Annotated in this window: 14 protein-coding genes; 3 read left to right on the top strand and 11 right to left on the bottom strand. The window is 58.9% G+C overall.

The window, feature by feature from the left end:
• The first annotated feature begins 71 nt into the window (after nt 1–71).
• Genes ACR0BF_RS00755 through pdeM form a run of 3 tightly spaced genes read left to right on the top strand, consistent with a single transcriptional unit; the run spans nt 72 to nt 4,534 of the window.
• A complete protein-coding gene (locus ACR0BF_RS00755; RefSeq protein WP_480473719.1) occupies nt 72–1,379 on the top strand; it encodes an ATPase in 1,308 nt (435 codons plus the stop codon).
• Nucleotides 1,380–1,419: 40 nt separating this feature from the next.
• Nucleotides 1,420–3,831 carry a ligase-associated DNA damage response DEXH box helicase gene (locus tag ACR0BF_RS00760; RefSeq protein WP_480624072.1) on the top strand — a complete coding sequence of 804 codons (2,412 nt, stop codon included), beginning with the start codon at nt 1,420–1,422 and terminating at the stop codon, nt 3,829–3,831.
• Between the two features lie 40 nt (nt 3,832–3,871).
• Entirely contained in the window at nt 3,872–4,534 is a 663-nt protein-coding gene (pdeM, locus tag ACR0BF_RS00765) for a ligase-associated DNA damage response endonuclease PdeM (protein WP_480624073.1), read from the top strand.
• Nucleotides 4,535–4,536: 2 nt separating this feature from the next.
• Here pdeM and ACR0BF_RS00770 read toward each other — a convergent pair whose 3' ends face one another.
• The 11 genes from ACR0BF_RS00770 to ACR0BF_RS00820 form a co-directional block, all read right to left on the bottom strand.
• A complete protein-coding gene (locus tag ACR0BF_RS00770; RefSeq protein ID WP_480473722.1) occupies nt 4,537–5,130 on the bottom strand; it encodes a LytTR family DNA-binding domain-containing protein in 594 nt (197 codons plus the stop codon).
• Between the two features lie 372 nt (nt 5,131–5,502).
• Complete coding sequence (folD, locus tag ACR0BF_RS00775; protein ID WP_480554481.1) at nt 5,503–6,393, bottom strand: bifunctional methylenetetrahydrofolate dehydrogenase/methenyltetrahydrofolate cyclohydrolase FolD; 891 nt, start codon at nt 6,391–6,393, stop codon at nt 5,503–5,505.
• Between the two features lie 51 nt (nt 6,394–6,444).
• Nucleotides 6,445–6,750, bottom strand: coding sequence for a chorismate mutase (locus tag ACR0BF_RS00780; protein WP_480496684.1), 306 nt, complete (start codon nt 6,748–6,750; stop codon nt 6,445–6,447).
• A gap of 55 nt (nt 6,751–6,805) precedes the next feature.
• Complete coding sequence (locus tag ACR0BF_RS00785) at nt 6,806–8,482, bottom strand: formate--tetrahydrofolate ligase (protein WP_480518824.1); 1,677 nt, start codon at nt 8,480–8,482, stop codon at nt 6,806–6,808.
• Between the two features lie 144 nt (nt 8,483–8,626).
• Nucleotides 8,627–9,223 (bottom strand): MOSC domain-containing protein, encoded by a 597-nt coding sequence (locus ACR0BF_RS00790; protein ID WP_480624074.1) that lies wholly within the window; start codon nt 9,221–9,223, stop codon nt 8,627–8,629.
• A 99-nt stretch (nt 9,224–9,322) separates the two neighbouring features.
• Nucleotides 9,323–11,239, bottom strand: a complete 1,917-nt coding sequence (gene ftsH, locus ACR0BF_RS00795; RefSeq protein ID WP_480624075.1) for an ATP-dependent zinc metalloprotease FtsH — start codon at nt 11,237–11,239, stop codon at nt 9,323–9,325.
• A 75-nt stretch (nt 11,240–11,314) separates the two neighbouring features.
• A complete protein-coding gene (gene tilS, locus ACR0BF_RS00800) occupies nt 11,315–12,574 on the bottom strand; it encodes a tRNA lysidine(34) synthetase TilS (protein ID WP_480624076.1) in 1,260 nt (419 codons plus the stop codon).
• Nucleotides 12,565–13,389, bottom strand: coding sequence for a tol-pal system protein YbgF (gene ybgF / locus ACR0BF_RS00805; protein WP_480476809.1), 825 nt, complete (start codon nt 13,387–13,389; stop codon nt 12,565–12,567). Before ybgF ends, tilS begins: the two co-directional genes overlap by 10 nt.
• A gap of 4 nt (nt 13,390–13,393) precedes the next feature.
• The gene (gene pal, locus ACR0BF_RS00810) at nt 13,394–13,900 is read right to left on the bottom strand and encodes a peptidoglycan-associated lipoprotein Pal (RefSeq protein ID WP_480518818.1); all 507 of its coding nucleotides are present in this window, start codon (nt 13,898–13,900) and stop codon (nt 13,394–13,396) included.
• A gap of 72 nt (nt 13,901–13,972) precedes the next feature.
• Nucleotides 13,973–15,292 (bottom strand): Tol-Pal system beta propeller repeat protein TolB, encoded by a 1,320-nt coding sequence (gene tolB / locus ACR0BF_RS00815; RefSeq protein ID WP_480624077.1) that lies wholly within the window; start codon nt 15,290–15,292, stop codon nt 13,973–13,975.
• Nucleotides 15,289–16,392, bottom strand: a complete 1,104-nt coding sequence (locus ACR0BF_RS00820) for an energy transducer TonB (RefSeq protein WP_480624078.1) — start codon at nt 16,390–16,392, stop codon at nt 15,289–15,291. Before ACR0BF_RS00820 ends, tolB begins: the two co-directional genes overlap by 4 nt.
• Nucleotides 16,393–16,401 lie beyond the last annotated feature (9 nt).

Consider the following 16,401-nt stretch of genomic DNA (forward strand, 5'->3'; position numbering starts at 1 on the left):
TGGGTCATTTTTCCTTCAAGTCGCCCTTATTCGGGCAGTTGGCGTTACAATTTGACGAACGAGCACCGCGCATGAATATGCAGACTTCCTCTGTTATGGCCCCCCCTACCCCGAAGGGGTTAAGCGAAATGAAGCTTCCGCTGGTGATGATGCGGGATATCTTGCTTAAGACCATATTCCGCAAGAACACCAGCACCGTGTCAGAAGTTTCTGCGGCCATATGTCTGCCTGGCGCTGTGACCCAGGAACTGATCGACATCGCACGCGAGCAGAAGCTGCTTGAGGCAATGGGGACGCTGAACGCCAACAGCGGCAACGAGATGGGATATCAGCTGACTGATGCCGGCAAGGCCCGCGCTCTGGATGCCCTCAGCCAGTCCGAGTATTTCGGTGCGATGCCCGTTCCGCTGGATGTCTATCGCGAGCAAGTCAAACGTCAATCGATCCGCAACATTCAGGTCACGCGCGACCAGTTGACCAACGCCATGGGCCATCTGGTTCTGCCCGACAGCCTGCTGGATCATCTAGGCCCGGCAGTCAGCGCAGGCCGGTCGATCCTGATGTATGGTCCGCCGGGCAACGGTAAATCGTCCATCTCGAACGGCATTCGCGATGCGCTGGGGGACAATGTCTATGTGCCCTACGCCATCGAATATGCGGGGCAGGTGATCACGGTCTACGACCCGATCGTGCACACCGCGATCGAGCAGGAAGCCGACGACCCGAACAGCCTGCGCCGCCGCAAACGGTTCGACTCACGCTATGTACAGTGTGAACGCCCGACCGTTGTCACCGGCGGTGAACTGTCGCTTAGTATGCTGGACCTGGTTTATAACCCTACCGCGCGAACCTATCAGGCACCGCTGCAGCTGAAATCCACGGGCGGCATCTTTATCGTGGACGACCTTGGCCGTCAGGCCGAACCACCGCAGGCGCTGGTCAACCGCTGGATTGTTCCACTGGAAGAGAACAAGGATATCCTGGGCCTGCAATCGGGTGAGAAATTCGAAGTTCCGTTTGATACGCTGGTCATCTTCTCGACCAACTTCCACCCGAACGAGATATTTGACCAGGCGGCCCTGCGCCGAATCTTCTTCAAGATCAAGATCGACGGCCCGAATCAGGAAAACTTCCTGAAGATATTCGCCATGGTTGCGCGCAAACGCGGGATGCCGCTGGATGAGGCAGCGCTGGTGCATCTGCTGAAAGTCAAATACCCAACCATCAACAACATCTACGCCAACTATCAACCGATCTTTCTTATCGACCAGATGATCTCGATCTGCGAGTTCGAAGGCATCCCCTATCAGATGAGCCCCGAACTGATTGACCGGGCCTGGGCCAACATGTTCGTCAAAGACGAGAAAATCGTCAAATAACGCCGTGCCATTACCACTCCGGGACGGGTAGTCTGCGTTCATGACGCAGATTCCCGCACGGATTGCCGCGTGGTTTTCCACCAAAGGCTGGTCCATCCACCCGCATCAGCAAGAGATGTTCAACCGCGCATTCAGCCCGGCGACACTGCTGATTGCGCCCACCGGTGGCGGCAAAACCATGGCCGGGTTTCTGCCGTCTCTGGCTGAACTTGCGGATGCTGGCCACAATGGATTGCACACGATCTATGTCTCGCCGCTCAAGGCGCTGGCCGCCGACATCAAACGCAATCTGCGCACCCCGGTGGATGAGATCGGCCTGCCTGTCAGGATCGAGGATCGAACCGGTGACACCTCAGCCACGCAGAAGAAACGCCAAAGGGCTGATCCACCGCATATCCTGTTGACCACGCCGGAAAGTCTGGCGTTGCTGACCTCGTACGAGGATGCCCCGCGTATGTTTGAAGGTGTGCAGCGGATCATCGTCGATGAAATCCACGCACTGGCTGAAAGCAAGCGCGGGGATCAGCTGATGCTGGCGCTGGCACGCCTGCAACGCCTCAATCCCGATCTGCGCCGCGTCGGGTTGTCGGCGACGGTGGAAGATCCTGTTGCGATTGCCCGCTTTCTGGCCCGCCACCCTGATCCCTGCCAGATTGTACAGGCCGACCCCGGTCCGGACCCGGATATCCGAATGCTGGAAACGTCGCAGATGCCGCCCTGGTCTGGCGGTGGCGCGGCTTATGCTATTCCAGCCGTGCTGGAGCAGATCAAGCAGCACAAGACCACATTGATCTTTCACAATACGCGCGCCCAGGCCGAGATATTCTTTCACAATCTGTGGCTGGCCAATGATGACGGTCTGCCCATCGGCATCCATCACGGCAGTCTGGACCGGCAGCAGCGCGAGCGGGTCGAGGCCGCGATGGTCCGAGGTGACTTGCGCGCCATCGTCTGCACCGGTTCGCTGGATCTGGGCATCGACTGGGGGGATGTCGATCTGGTGATCCAGATCGGCGCGCCCAAGAATGTCAAACGGCTGGTGCAAAGGATAGGACGGGCCAACCACCGCTATAACGCACCTTCCAAAGCCCTTTTGGTACCTGCCAATCGCTTCGAAGTGGTCGAATGCGTCGCCGCGCTAGAGGCCGCCAAAGCCCATGAGCTGGATGGGGAACCCCGCGGCCGTGGCCCGCGCGATGTTTTGTGCCAGCATATCCTGATTGCCGCTTGCGCCGGACCGTTCAACGCCGATGATCTTTATGCCGAGATGACATCCGCCGGGCCTTACGCTCAATTGACGCGGGCCGAGTTTGACGCCTGCCTGAATTTCTGTGCTACCGGCGGCTATGCTCTGCAAGCCTATGATCGCTGGCAAAGGCTGCAACACGGCGCCGACGGGCAATGGCAACTGCGCGACCCGCGCGCCGCATCGCGAATTCGTATGAATCTGGGCACGATTCAGGACACGGATACGCTCAAGGTTCGTCTGAAACGCAACCGGGGCGGCAAGCCACTGGGAGAAGTAGAAGAAGCATTCGCTGCCTCGCTGACGCCCGGCGACACCTTCCTGATCGGTGGGCAAATCGTGCGGTATGAGGGACTGCGCGAGATGGTGGTCGAAGTCACACGGCGCGCAGACCGAAAGCCAAAGATTGCGACCTTTTCGGGCACGAAATTCGCAACCTCCACGCAGCTCAGCGACCGCATCCTGAACATGTTTGCCCAACAGGGCTGGCCACAGCTTCCCCCTCATACGGCTGAATGGTTGGATTTGCAGCGCCAGATGTCCCGCCTGCCCCAGCGTGACCGGCTGCTCATCGAGAGCTTTCCCAGCGACGGGCGTGAACATCTTTGCGTTTACGGCTTTGCCGGACGAAATGCACAACAGACTTTGGGCCTGTTGCTGACAAAACGGATGGAGGAGACCGGACTGGCCCCGCTGGGTTTTGTCGCCACGGACTATGCCACACTGATCTGGGGTCTGGACGCGGTTACCGATCCCCGCCCGTTGCTTCAACCCAATGCACTGCGCGACGGGCTTGACACCTGGCTGGCAGGTAACGCCGTTATGAAGCGCACGTTTCGTGCTTCGGCCACCATTGCCGGTCTGATCGAACGCAACATGGCAGGGCAGCGCAAAAGCGGGCGGCAGGCTACGTTTTCGTCCGATATCCTGTATGACACCTTGCTGAAATACGATCCCGATCACCTATTGATGCAGATCACCCGCGAGGAAGCCATGCGTGGGCTTGTCGATTTCGGTCGGATCGAAACAATGCTGGCCCGAATTGGAGACAGGATTGATCTGGTGCGGCTCGAGCGTGTCTCGCCCCTGTCAGCGCCACTGTTTCTGGAGGTTGGCAAAGTGCCGGTGAAAGGCAGTGCCGAAGAAAGGCTTCTGGCGGAAGAAAGCGCGCGGCTGCTGCAAGCGGCGGGGTTGGAACAGCTTTGATCTGCTTGCGCCGGGCCCTGAAACAGGCCAAGAACGTAACATGAACGAACTTGAGTTTCCCTTTGCGGGTCAGCGCCTGTGTGCTTTGCCGTCCGGTGCGCTTTGGTGGCCAGACGAAAGCTTGCTGTGCGTGTCGGACTTGCATCTGGGTAAATCCGAGCGCGTCGCGCGGCGTGGTGGGCCTTCACTTCCGCCTTATGACAGCCGTGAAACGCTCGACCGCCTGAAAGATGACCTGGGGCAAACGAAGGCCAAAACCATTGTATGTCTGGGCGACAGCTTCGATGATCTTGAAGCTGCCCGGGCGCTGCCAAAATCAGAAATGCTGAGGATCGCGACCTTACAGTCCGGACGTCAGTGGATCTGGATTGAGGGGAACCACGATCCCGGTCATATTGAGTTGGGTGGAACCCATCTGTTCGAATGGCACCGTGGCCCGCTTGTTTTCCGTCATATCGCGCAGGATCCCGCGCGAGGAGAAGTTTCCGGCCATTACCATCCAAAAGTCCGGATCAGGGTCAAGGGGCGTCATATTTCACGCCCCGCTTTTCTGCTGAATGATCATCGCATGATACTTCCGGCCTATGGCGCTTTTACCGGGGGGCTTCGCAGCTCTGATCAAGTGCTGTCGGCACTGATGGGATCGCAGGCGATAGCGATCCTCACAGGTCCGCGTCCATACATGTTGCCAATGCCGCAATAGGTTCAGATCAGGCCATCCATTTCCAGCATCGGTTTGTATTTCCGGCTGACCGGAACCAGATCACCATTGATCAATTTCAGATAGGTTTTACTGCCTTCCCTTTCGACACTTACAATGGATGCGTCGGTGACCCAATGCGAACGGTGCGAGCAATGACCCGGGACAGGCTCCATTTCGGCAATCGCATCTGTGAAACGCGACCGGAGCGTGAAGGTGCCTTCTGAGGTGACAACATCCACGTTGTGATCCCGAACGGTCAAGCGATAGATCTGCCCGTTGAATCTGGGTGGCAAGCGTTTGACAAGTCGTGGTTTTTCAAGATCAGATTCAGTAATTGCCGCGGCATTCAGATCGTTGCGCTGTACAAGCATCAAGCCTGTCGCGAACAAAGCGCCATAAACCACAATCCTCTCGGCGTCCGGCGCCATATATCCACCACAGGTGAAAAGAACCCAGGCCAACATCCAAAGTGAAGGCGTGAACAATGCCAAGGTCAAAGAAACAAATGCCAGATCCCTCGCCGGAACATTCAGGAAAACGGGGTTCTTCCGCATCAGCTTTCTGGCAAGCCCGGTAACCGTCAAAGCAAGGACCATCACTCCCGCCCAGAATACAAGCCGCAGTCCAAATGACAGGTCAGAATCAAGGAAGGGTGGAAACGCATATGCAAGTAAAGGAAGAAAGACCAAACCCGCCACCACACGTTGCGGTGAAAATGCCTTCAGGATTATACTTATTTTAGACGTCATACCGCTTTTGTGCATGAATTAGCATAGCTCACCCCGAATGTGTCAAACACAATAGTGCCTTCACCTGTAACCAGCTGGGATTACAGGGATATCACGATTTGTTCGGCTGTCAAACCCATTCAGGGTGCTTTGCCCATGCAGTCAGGGGGCGATTTGGCTGGAGCTTTGCCTGCCAAAAAAGGGGGCCGGTCCGAAGGGTCCGATCCGGCCCCGCGTGTATCAGGCGGTCAGGCCTTCTGGTTCGGGGAGTTTGTTTGCGCGGCAGCAGGCGGTGAGGGTGTTGGCCAGCAGGCAGGCGATGGTCATGGGGCCGACGCCGCCGGGGACGGGGGTGATGGCGCCGGCGCGCTCGGCGGCGCTGGTATAGTCGACATCGCCGACCAGCTTGGTCTTGCCATCGCGTTCGATGCGGTTGATGCCCACGTCGATCACGGTGGCGCCTTCCTTGATCCAGTCGCCGGGCACCATCTCGGGGCGGCCGACAGCGGCCACGACGATATCGGCGCGGCGCACCACATCCGGCAGGTCCCTGGTGCGCGAATGCGCGATGGTCACAGTGCAGCTGTCCCCCAGCAGCAGCTGCGCCATCGGCTTGCCCACGATGTTCGAGCGACCGATGACAACTGCATCCATGCCCGACAGCGACCCGTGGTGATCGCGCAGCATCATCAGGCAACCCAGCGGGGTGCAGGGCACCATCGATTTCTGACCGGTGCCCAGCAGGCCCACATTCGAAATGTGGAACCCATCCACATCCTTGGCCGGATCGATCGAGTTGATCACCAGATCCTCGTTCAGGTGTTTTGGCAGCGGCAGCTGTACCAGAATGCCATGCACCGCCGGATCAGTGTTAAGTTTGTCGATCAGCGCCAGCAGGTCCGCCTCGGAGGTCTCCACATCGAGCTTGTGCTCATACGAGTTCATGCCGACCTCGACGGTCATCTTGCCTTTCGAGCGGACATAGACCTGGCTGGCCGGATCCTCGCCCACCAGAACCACGGCCAGGCCGGGGGTGATGCCGTTTTCCTCTTTCAGCTTTGCAACCTGATCGGCCACCTGCGCGCGCACTTTGGCGGCAAAGGCCTTCCCGTCGATAACCTGCGCTACCATCCTTTGGTCCCTTCTTTCAAAACCCAAACGGGCGCAGAACGCGCCCGGTCTTTACTCGGGGCCGAGCACACGTTCCTCACGTGCAATCGACCAGTCAATCAGAATGCGCCAGAGCGTTTCGGACAAATCGGGGTCCATCCCCGCCGCCTGCGAACTGGCGCGCACCTTTTGCACCACATCCTCGACCCGGTCCGGGATGCGGGCGGGCAGGCCCTCGCCCGGCTTCAGCTCAGACGCGCGGTCGATATAGCTTGCGCGCCTCACCAGCATCCCGATCAGCTGGTGGTCAAGCCTGTCGATCTGAACCCGCAGATCCCGCATCGAATGGCAGTCCTGCGGCGGTGTCAGAGTGGGCATCATCGTCTCCTCATGGCCCGGGGGTTCCGGACCATGAAATGTCTTATTCAGCGACTTAGAACAAGCCCTCGATCTCACCTGCGTCATTGAGGCAGATGGTTTCCGCGGCCGGTTTGCGGGGCAGGCCCGGCATGGTCATGATCTCACCGCAGACAACCACGACAAAGCCCGCACCCGCGCTCAGGCGGACCTCACGCACCGGGACCGAATGGCCGGTGGGCGCGCCCCGCAGGGTCGGGTCGGTCGAGAAGCTGTACTGGGTTTTCGCCATGCAGACCGGCAGGTTGCCATACCCCGCTGCTTCCCATTCTTTCAGCTGCGTGCGGATCTTGTTGTCGGCCAGAACCTCGTCGGCGCGGTAGATGCGCTTGGCGATGGTTTCGATCTTCTCAAACAGCGGCATTTCGTCGGGGTAGATCGGCGCGAAGTTCGCAGAGCCCCCTTCGACGATCTCCACAACTTTGCGGGCCAGATCAGCAGACCCTTCCGAGCCCAGTTCCCAGTGGCGCGACAGAATCGCCTCGACCCCGTGAGAGGCGCAATAATCCTTCACCGCCTGAACCTCGGCATCGGTGTCGGTGACAAAGTGGTTGATGGCGACAACAACCGGAACACCGAACGACTTCACGTTCTCGATGTGACGGCCCAGGTTGGCGCAGCCCGCCTTGACCGCGGCGACGTTTTCCGCGCCCAGATCGGCTTTGGCGACGCCGCCATTCATCTTCATCGCGCGCACGGTGGCAACCAGAACCACGGCAGAGGGCGCAATGCCCGCCTTGCGGCACTTGATGTTCATGAACTTCTCGGCACCCAGATCGGCGCCAAAGCCCGCCTCGGTCACCACATAGTCAGCCACTTTCAGCGCGGTCTTTGTGGCAATTACCGAGTTGCAGCCATGCGCAATGTTGGCAAACGGGCCACCGTGGACAAAGGCCGGGTTGTTTTCCAGCGTCTGCACCAGGTTCGGCTGCATTGCGTCTTTCAGCAGAACGGTCATCGCGCCTTCGGCCTTGATGTCGCGGCAATAGACCGGCGTCTTGTCGCGGCGATAAGCCACGATGATATCACCCAGACGCTTTTCCAGATCCTTCAGGTCGTTTGACAGGCACAGGATCGCCATAACCTCGGACGCCACTGTGATGTCAAAACCTGTTTCGCGCGGGAACCCGTTCGACACGCCGCCCAGGCTGGCAGTGATCTGGCGCAGGGCGCGGTCGTTCATGTCGACCACACGACGCCATGCGACCCGGCGAGTGTCGATCTCGCATTCATTGCCCCAGTAGATGTGGTTGTCGATCATCGCCGACAGCAGCGAATGGGCCGAGGTGATCGCGTGGAAATCGCCGGTGAAGTGCAGGTTCATCTCTTCCATCGGAACAACCTGCGCATAGCCGCCCCCCGCAGCGCCGCCCTTCATGCCGAAGTTCGGACCCAGCGAGGCCTCGCGGATACAGATCATCGCATTCTTGCCGATCCGGTTCAGACCGTCACCCAGACCAACCGTTGTGGTCGTCTTGCCCTCACCCGCAGGCGTCGGGTTGATCGCCGTCACCAGCACCAGCTTGCCGTCCTCACGACCCTGCACCGAGTTGATGAACTCCTGGCTCACCTTCGCCTTGTCATGCCCATACGGCAACAGATCATCACTGGATATTCCAAGCTTCGCGCCGATCTCCTGGATCGGCTTCTTATTCGCTTCACGCGCAATTTCGATGTCGGATTTATAGCTCATTGGCCGGGGTCCTTGATTGAATACCGTGCAAAACCGACGTCTAACGTCGGCGCTACGCATTCCATACCCTTGTGTACAATCTGATTAGCCATGGATTCCGACATTCTGGCGTCGCGAAGCGTCGTCAGGTCACTTCATCGGTAACTAATCGGAAACCTGCATATTTTCGGGGCTCCAGGCAGGCTGGTCCGGAACAAAGAGCTTGAGGTGATCGCCCAGTTGAATGCGCCCGGGACGTTCAATCCATCCCGTGACACCCCGGCGCCCGACGGCAGCGGGTTTGAACCCTGCACCATACCCCTGATGAACCGCTTCGATTTCGCGACCGGGCAATACGCAGGGTGCGTTTTCCATATCCACAGTGATCGTCAGCCCGTTGACCGCCTGAAGGCGCGAGGACGGCGGAATGTGCGAGAAATCCGGAACACCTTTCAGCACTATGGATACGCCCAGATAAGACGGGTCAAGCTGGTCCAGCCCCATGTTCTGCGCGATCTGCTGCAACTCTTCCAAGGACAGCACCGAAAGTTGACGAACATTGCGGATTTCAGTGCCCTTGGGATAGAGGTTCGAGACCCGAACACAGGACGCACGGTTCAGACCTTCGTGCCGTTCGCCTTTCGCGCCCTCAAACCCAAGATCCAGCAACTCCACGGGCTTGGCAAGAAGCGATCCGCCGGCAGGAACAAGGCCCAGCCAAACGACTTCGGCTGCAAATTCGGTTTCCCGCAAAAACGGCATACGCGCTTCCCTACCCATTGGTGTCTGCCAGCGCATAATGCCCAGTAACGCTCTGATGGAAAGAGAAAAAACCCGGGTCAGAGCCCGGGTTCTTGCTGGTTATGCTGTCGGTTCAGGTTCCATCCCGCCCTCAGGCGGTGATTTCTTGGCCTTGGTCTTGGGGATGGCTGTCACGCTGGGCGCACTGCCCTCGTCCGACTTGTCGTTCCGGTCATCACTGTCGCCGGGCGACTCCCCGTTCATGACGCGTTTGATTTCGTCACCGGTCAGCGTTTCGTATTCCAGCAAACCTTGGGCCAGACGCTCCCATTCCTCGTTCTGATCGGTCAGAATCTTATGCGCCTGTTCATAGCCTTGCTGGATCAGGCGCTTTACCTCTTCTTCAATCAGTTCCTTGGTATGAGCCGATACCGAGAACCCGGCAGTATTGCCCTGGTATCCCTCATGCGCCTCGGCATAGTCGATATTGCCGACCTTGTCCGACATACCCCAGCGCATCACCATGGCGCGTGCCAGTTGGCTGGCCTGCATGATGTCCCCGGCAGGACCGTTCGACACGTGATCTTCGCCATACTTGATGACTTCGGCAGCTTTACCCGCCATGGTCATCGCCAGCTTTTGTTCGCACTCATCCCGGTGATAGTTCAGGCGATCCATTTCCGGCAGCGAAACCACCATGCCCAGCGCGCCGCCGCGCGGTATGATGGTCGCCTTGTAGACTGGATCGCACATGGGCAGAGACATACCAACAACAGCATGACCCGCTTCGTGATAGGCTGTTTTTTCTTTCTGATCCTGAGTCAGCACCATCGAGCGGCGCTCGGCCCCCATCATCACCTTGTCCTTGGCGTTTTCAAAATCTTCCATGGTGACAAAGCGACGGCCCACGCGCGCCGCCATCAACGCGGCCTCGTTCACGAGGTTGGCCAGATCCGCACCCGAGAAGCCCGGCGTACCGCGCGCGATGATGCGCAGATCTACATCGGGGCCCAGCGGCGTCTTGCGTGCGTGAACGCCCAGAATTTTCTCGCGGCCCTTGATGTCCGGGTTGCCGACTGTGACCTGACGGTCGAACCGGCCCGGTCGCAGCAGCGCAGGGTCCAGAACGTCCTTGCGGTTGGTGGCTGCCAGAATGATCACACCTTCGTTGGCCTCAAACCCGTCCATTTCGACCAGCAACTGGTTGAGCGTTTGTTCACGCTCGTCATTGCCGCCGCCATACCCGGCGCCGCGATGACGACCCACAGCGTCAATCTCATCGATAAACACGATACAGGGCGCATTCTTTTTCGCTTGCTCGAACATGTCGCGCACGCGAGACGCACCCACACCAACGAACATTTCGACAAAATCCGAACCCGAGATGGTGAAGAACGGCACGCCCGCCTCACCCGCAATGGCACGGGCCAGCAGCGTCTTACCGGTACCCGGAGGGCCAACCAGCAGCGCGCCCTTGGGGATCTTGCCACCAAGGCGGCTGAACTTCTGCGGGTTTCGCAGGAACTCGACAATCTCTTCCAGCTCTTCCTTGGCTTCGTCGATACCGGCAACATCATCAAAGGTCACGCGGCCATGCTTTTCAGTCAGCATCTTGGCCTTGGATTTGCCAAAGCCCATCGCGCCACCTTTGCCGCCGCCCTGCATCCGGTTCATGAAATAGACCCAGACACCAATCAGCAGCAGGAAAGGCAGCAGCGTGATCAGGAACGATTGAAACCCTGATTGCTGCTGTTTTACGGCCTGGACTGGTATGTTTTCCTCGATCAGAAGCTTGGTCACTTCGGCGTCGCCGGGTTTGATCGTGACATAGCTGGCACCGCTTTGCAGGGTATAGCGAATCTGCTCACCATCCAGGGTCACATTCTTGACTTCACCGCTTTGGACGGCACCGACAAAGTCGGAATAGGTTTTCTCGTTGCTCTGAAGCGTTCCGCCCGGTCCACTGAACAGATTGAACAGTGCAAGGATGAGCAGGAACAAAACGACCCAAAACGCGATATTGCGAGCGTTGCCCAAGGAAATTCTCCTAAAAGTTCCGGCAGGTGAGACGCTGCCAAGTTACCTCTTAAAATAGAGAGGTTTGTCGTATGTTCAATGCGATAAAAAAGATGTGTGGAACTCGGGCCAATCTGACGCAAGACTGGCATGCCAACCATTCGCGAGACCCGCAAGCGGAGCGGCCAGCACCCTATCCGCATTCCAAACCGCAGGCGTCGCTGTCAAAGCTATCCTGGGACGCCCGGTTGCCCGCCACTCGGGCACCTGTTGCAACCCCTCACCCCCCAAAGCACGGATTTCTGCGCCCATTGTTGCCGGTCCGCTCAGCCGCCATTTGCCATCCCACACAGCACCGGGTGCGGCCAACTGAGATTTCACGGCATTAAATTCCCTGCAAATCCAAACACTCCCGCCGTGTGGAACAATAAGACAACCGCCCACTGACGCCGATTGCCCATTCGCAACTGCATCCATCGCCCGATCCACTGCCGCCTGACGCGGGGGATAACCCGACCCGGCAACCCACGAGAGGATTCCCAGCAGGACACGGCGCCGAATCTCAAGGGGCAACGCGGCAAATCCGGCCCGGTTCACCCTCACGTCACTTTGATCCACTTGCGCCACGGACCGTGCGGATTCTTGCGCACAGATGCCAAGTGCCGTGTGTGCCTGCGCCAGATTGTCAGCCACGCGGGACAATGAAAGCGCATCAATTCCCAAAGGTTCTAGACCACCCAAAGCTTCGCGCGCCTTGATCCGATCGAAACGGGCATCCTGATTCGAAGGGTCGTCCACCCAGGCCACGCCAGCCTCAGTCAGATAGGTGCGCAGCTGTTCACGGGTGATCCCCAGCATTGGGCGCAGTATCGTAAGCCCCCGCTGTTCCCGAATAGCCGCCATTCCGGACAGGCCCGTGACCCCGGATGATCGGCCCAACCGCATCAGCAGTGTTTCCGCCTGATCATCTGCGGTGTGGCCCAGCGCAATGGTATCGATTCCGCGGCCCTTTGCCCATTCGGATAACAAATCATACCGCGCCTGACGTGCGCGGTCCTGCAAGTTGCCGGTACCGTCCCATCCCGACCAACGCAGCGTGTCGTGAGGCATCCCCAACGCAGCTGCCTGCCGGGATACCGTTTCGGCCTCGCGCGCGGATTCGGGGCGCAACCCGTGGTCGACCGTGGCAACGAAAAGGGTGATAGCCTCATCCTGCGCCACATGATGCAAAAGGTGCATTAAGGCGACAGAATCGCCGCCTCCCGAAACTGCAATACCCAACTTGCGCGGAAGTGTTTCGGGTAGCCGGGCGCGAAGGTCTGCAAGTAGTTTGCTGGAGTGATGGTTCAAGTACATCCCAACGCGGTCATCTCCTGCGTGGCGTTCGAAAACTCTGGCGCAGAAGGAAAGCGTACTCCGACCTCATTAAGAGTGATGCAGGCCTGATCAGTCTGTCCCAAACGGCCAAGCGCCGCACCCAGTTCGTACAACGCCTCGGGTGCAAATGCGCCCTCGGAATCACCCGTGAAGCTGGCCAGGAATGCTCGGGCTGCTTCGCGCGTGTCGCCAATCCCTTCAAGGGCATGACCGCGTTTCAGGTTGGCTTCGGGCGCCAGCGGACTGCCGGGATAGCTTGTTTCAAACTGCGCAAACAACGTGGCAGCAGTCTGGAAATCGCCATCGGCCAACGCTTGCGAGGCTGCATCAAAATCAGCACGTTCACCTATGGCCAGTTCACCATGATCGGTCGCCGTTGGCGTTTCGATACTTGTTGGCCCGGTGATCACAGCGGCCGTGTCACCACCCAATGTCGAGGTCTCACCCAATGTCGTCAAATCGCCGCCTTCCAGTTCGACCAGCCGGAACTCAAGGTCACCGATTCGGTTGGTGCCGTCAGTGACAATGTTCTGCACCCGCTGGTTCAACTGCTCGGTTTGGCGGGTCAGGCGCTGCAATTCCGCTTCGATCGCGACAACGCGTTCTTGGACCGAACTGCCGGACAGGTTCGGTGCAGGTGAACCCGTGGTAGAAAACTCGCGTTTCAAACGCTGAATTTCCACATGTAGCACCGTTAGTTCCTGACGGATATCTGCAAGAGTTTGCTGATCCTGTGCCTGTGCAACACCAGCCGTCGCCACAACCGCCGCCAAAACCCATCCTGCAATGCGCATCATATTACCCCAGAGTTGACCCGGTCAGAACCGTTACCGCACGGCGGTTCTTGGAATAACATTCCTCGGTGCTGCAAATCTCGATCGGGCGTTCCTTGCCATAGCTCACGGTATTCAGGCGGCTGCCCGCAACTCCGCGTGAAATCAAGTATTCTCGTGCCTCATTAGCGCGTTTGGCACCCAAACCAAGGTTGTATTCCCGTGTGCCCTGCTCATCCGCGTGGCCTTCAATCGTTGCGACAAAATCCGGATTGGCCAGCAACCAGTCTGCCTGCCCTTGCAGCACTGTTTGCGCCTCGGGCGACAAGGTCGACTGGTCAACGGCAAACAGGACACGGTCCCCGACCGTTTGCTGGAAATACGCCGGCGAGCGCGGATCACTCGGTGATCCGGGGACAATGGATCCAATGCCCCCGCTACCACCGCCGCCCAAGGCCGAGGGGTCATTACTTGTGCAGGCGGCGATCACACTCAGCGCGCCCAGCGCCAGAACTTTGCTCAATACGTTCATTTCAGGTGCCTCGTGTTATGTTTATTGCCGCCTGTCTACCACAGGGACGATTTGTTGTGAACTTTGCTGCGATCAATTCTGCAATGGGCCCCAAGACGGATCGCTCCCCCCGTCCGGTGTACGTACCGGCCGCAGGTTCCTGCCCGAGATATCCACCGAGTAAAGCGATGCCCTACCGCTGGCCCCCTGCGTTTCGCGGGTGAACATGATGACCCGGCCATTGGGCGACCAGGTGGGGCCTTCATCCAGGAAAGACGCTGTCAGCAAACGTTCTTCTGATCCGTCGATGCGCATCACGCCGATATGGAACCGGCCCTGGTTCTGCTTGGTAAAGGCGATCAGGTCGCCTCGCGGCGACCAGACCGGCGTACCATAGCGACCCGCGCCAAAGCTGATCCGCGTGGCTTCGCCCCCGTTTGCTGCCATTACGTACAATTGCGGCGTGCCGGAGCGGTCGCTTTCAAAGACAATCCGGCCACCATCCGGCGAATAGCTGGGAGCTGTTTCAATTGCGGGCGTGTTGGTCAGGCGCGTACTTTGCCCCGAGGTGATATCCATTTTCCACAGGTCGGTATTGCCGCCCTGAATAAGCGAATAGACAATCGACCGGCCATCCGGCGAGAACCGTGGCGAAAAGCTCATGGTCCCGTCCTGCGTCTTCAGTTCCCGTGGTTTCGGGCGCCCGACTTCAGTCACGTAAATGCGCGGGCTGCCGCTTTCATAACTGGTATAAAGCAGCCGGTCACCGGTGGGTGAGAACCGGGGCGCCAGAACGATGGCGGCGCTGTCAGTCATGTACTGCACATTCGCGCCATCGTAATCCATGATCGCCAAACGCTTCAGACGCTGGTCCTTCGGACCGCTTTCCGAAACAAAGGCAACGCGGCTGTCAAAATAACCGCCTTCACCTGTGATCCGGCTATAGACCTGATCGGCCACCTTATGCGCCATGCGCCGCCACCCGTCGGTGGTACCTGCCAGTTGAAGGCCATTGCCCAGTTCCTGGCCCGAAAACACATCCCACACCCGGAACCGGACCGTCAGTTTCTGACCGGACACATTGACAGCGCCCGTGATCAGGGCGTCAGCGTTGATCGCCTTCCAATCCGCAAACTGAACCGGAGCTTCGAAGCTGCTGACCCGGCTGATGAACGCATCCGAGGATATCTCGCGGAACAACCCGGTCCCGGTCAGGTCAGCCGCCACCACGCGCGAGATATCTTGCGCGAACTGAGCTGCGGCCGGGCCGTCCGGCACAAAATTCGGAACGGCAAAGGGCAAGGGTTCGATAATCCCCTCATCCAGTTCCAGACGCAAAGGCCCGCTCTGTGCAAAAACCGGCGCAGACATCAATGTCAGGCCGACAAAGAGGCTGGTCAGAAGCTTCATCATTTGATCCGCATCCTCTCGGGGTTAAATGTAATCTCAACATCCTGCCAATGTTCGTATTTGTCAGCAGGCAAATCATATCCTTTGGCCCCGCAGCGCAAAATTGCACGTCGCGCAGCCTCGTAGGCCTGTTTAACGGCTCCCGCCGAGCCGCCAGAGCTGTCCAGCATCCGAACGCTGCCGCCGACGACCGTACCATCACGGTTCAACGAAAACGCGACAACAACCACAGTGTTCAGCGCATCTGTGGACAAGGAACCCACATTCCAACATCCAGAGACGGCCAGTCGCATCGCGTCTTTCTCTCCGCTGGTCAGCGGTGGACCAGAAGGTTCGGACCCGCTGCCCAAGGCTTCGGCCAGGGCGTCGTTAATTGCCGTTTCATCGGTTTGTTTTTCAGGTTCCGGGGTCGCTTCAGGCGTTTTGGCCACAGCGGGTTCGGATGGCGGCCTTGGCCGGTTTGGGCGCACGCGCGGCCGCGGAGATGTCAGGGGCGACTGTTCCTTGGTTTCCTCGGCCTCGGTCACAATCTCCGGGGCTGCCTCTTGCGGCGCGGTCTGATCCTGCTGTTCCTGCTGAACTTCTGCGCCTTCATCCAGGGATACCGGCGGCGTTTCAAAATCATCAGGTTTTGCCTCGGGCGGTGGCGGAGCTATTGCCTCGGGCGCGACGCGATCCGAAGGGCGCGGCTGTGCCTCCGGACCAGGCGGCGCAGGCTGTGCAACAGGCTCGACCTGAGGTTCCGTCAGAACCGGAGGCTCGTCAGGAACCTCGGGTTCTGGCGGCGCTTCCACGATGACAGGCTCTGGCTCTGGTTCTGGTTCAGCCGGTGCAACAGGTTCAGGGCGCGGCTGTTCGTCAATCACGGATTCCGGCGGTTTGGTCACAGCCTCCGGTTGGGGCGGTTGTTGCAACGCGGTCGGCACTTCGGGGACTTCCGGCGCATCCCGCTGGGCAGTCATCGCCGCGAATTGTTCAGCCGTGATCACTGAGACGTCCTGCACAGCCATCGGCAACGGTTCGGACCTGAAGGTGCCGCCGAACATCGCCCATCCGATCAGGCTGACATGCGCAATCGCTGAAATCTTGGTGCCGGTATCCACCGTGCGACC

The organism is Ruegeria sp. AG7 (genome assembly GCF_056541545.1).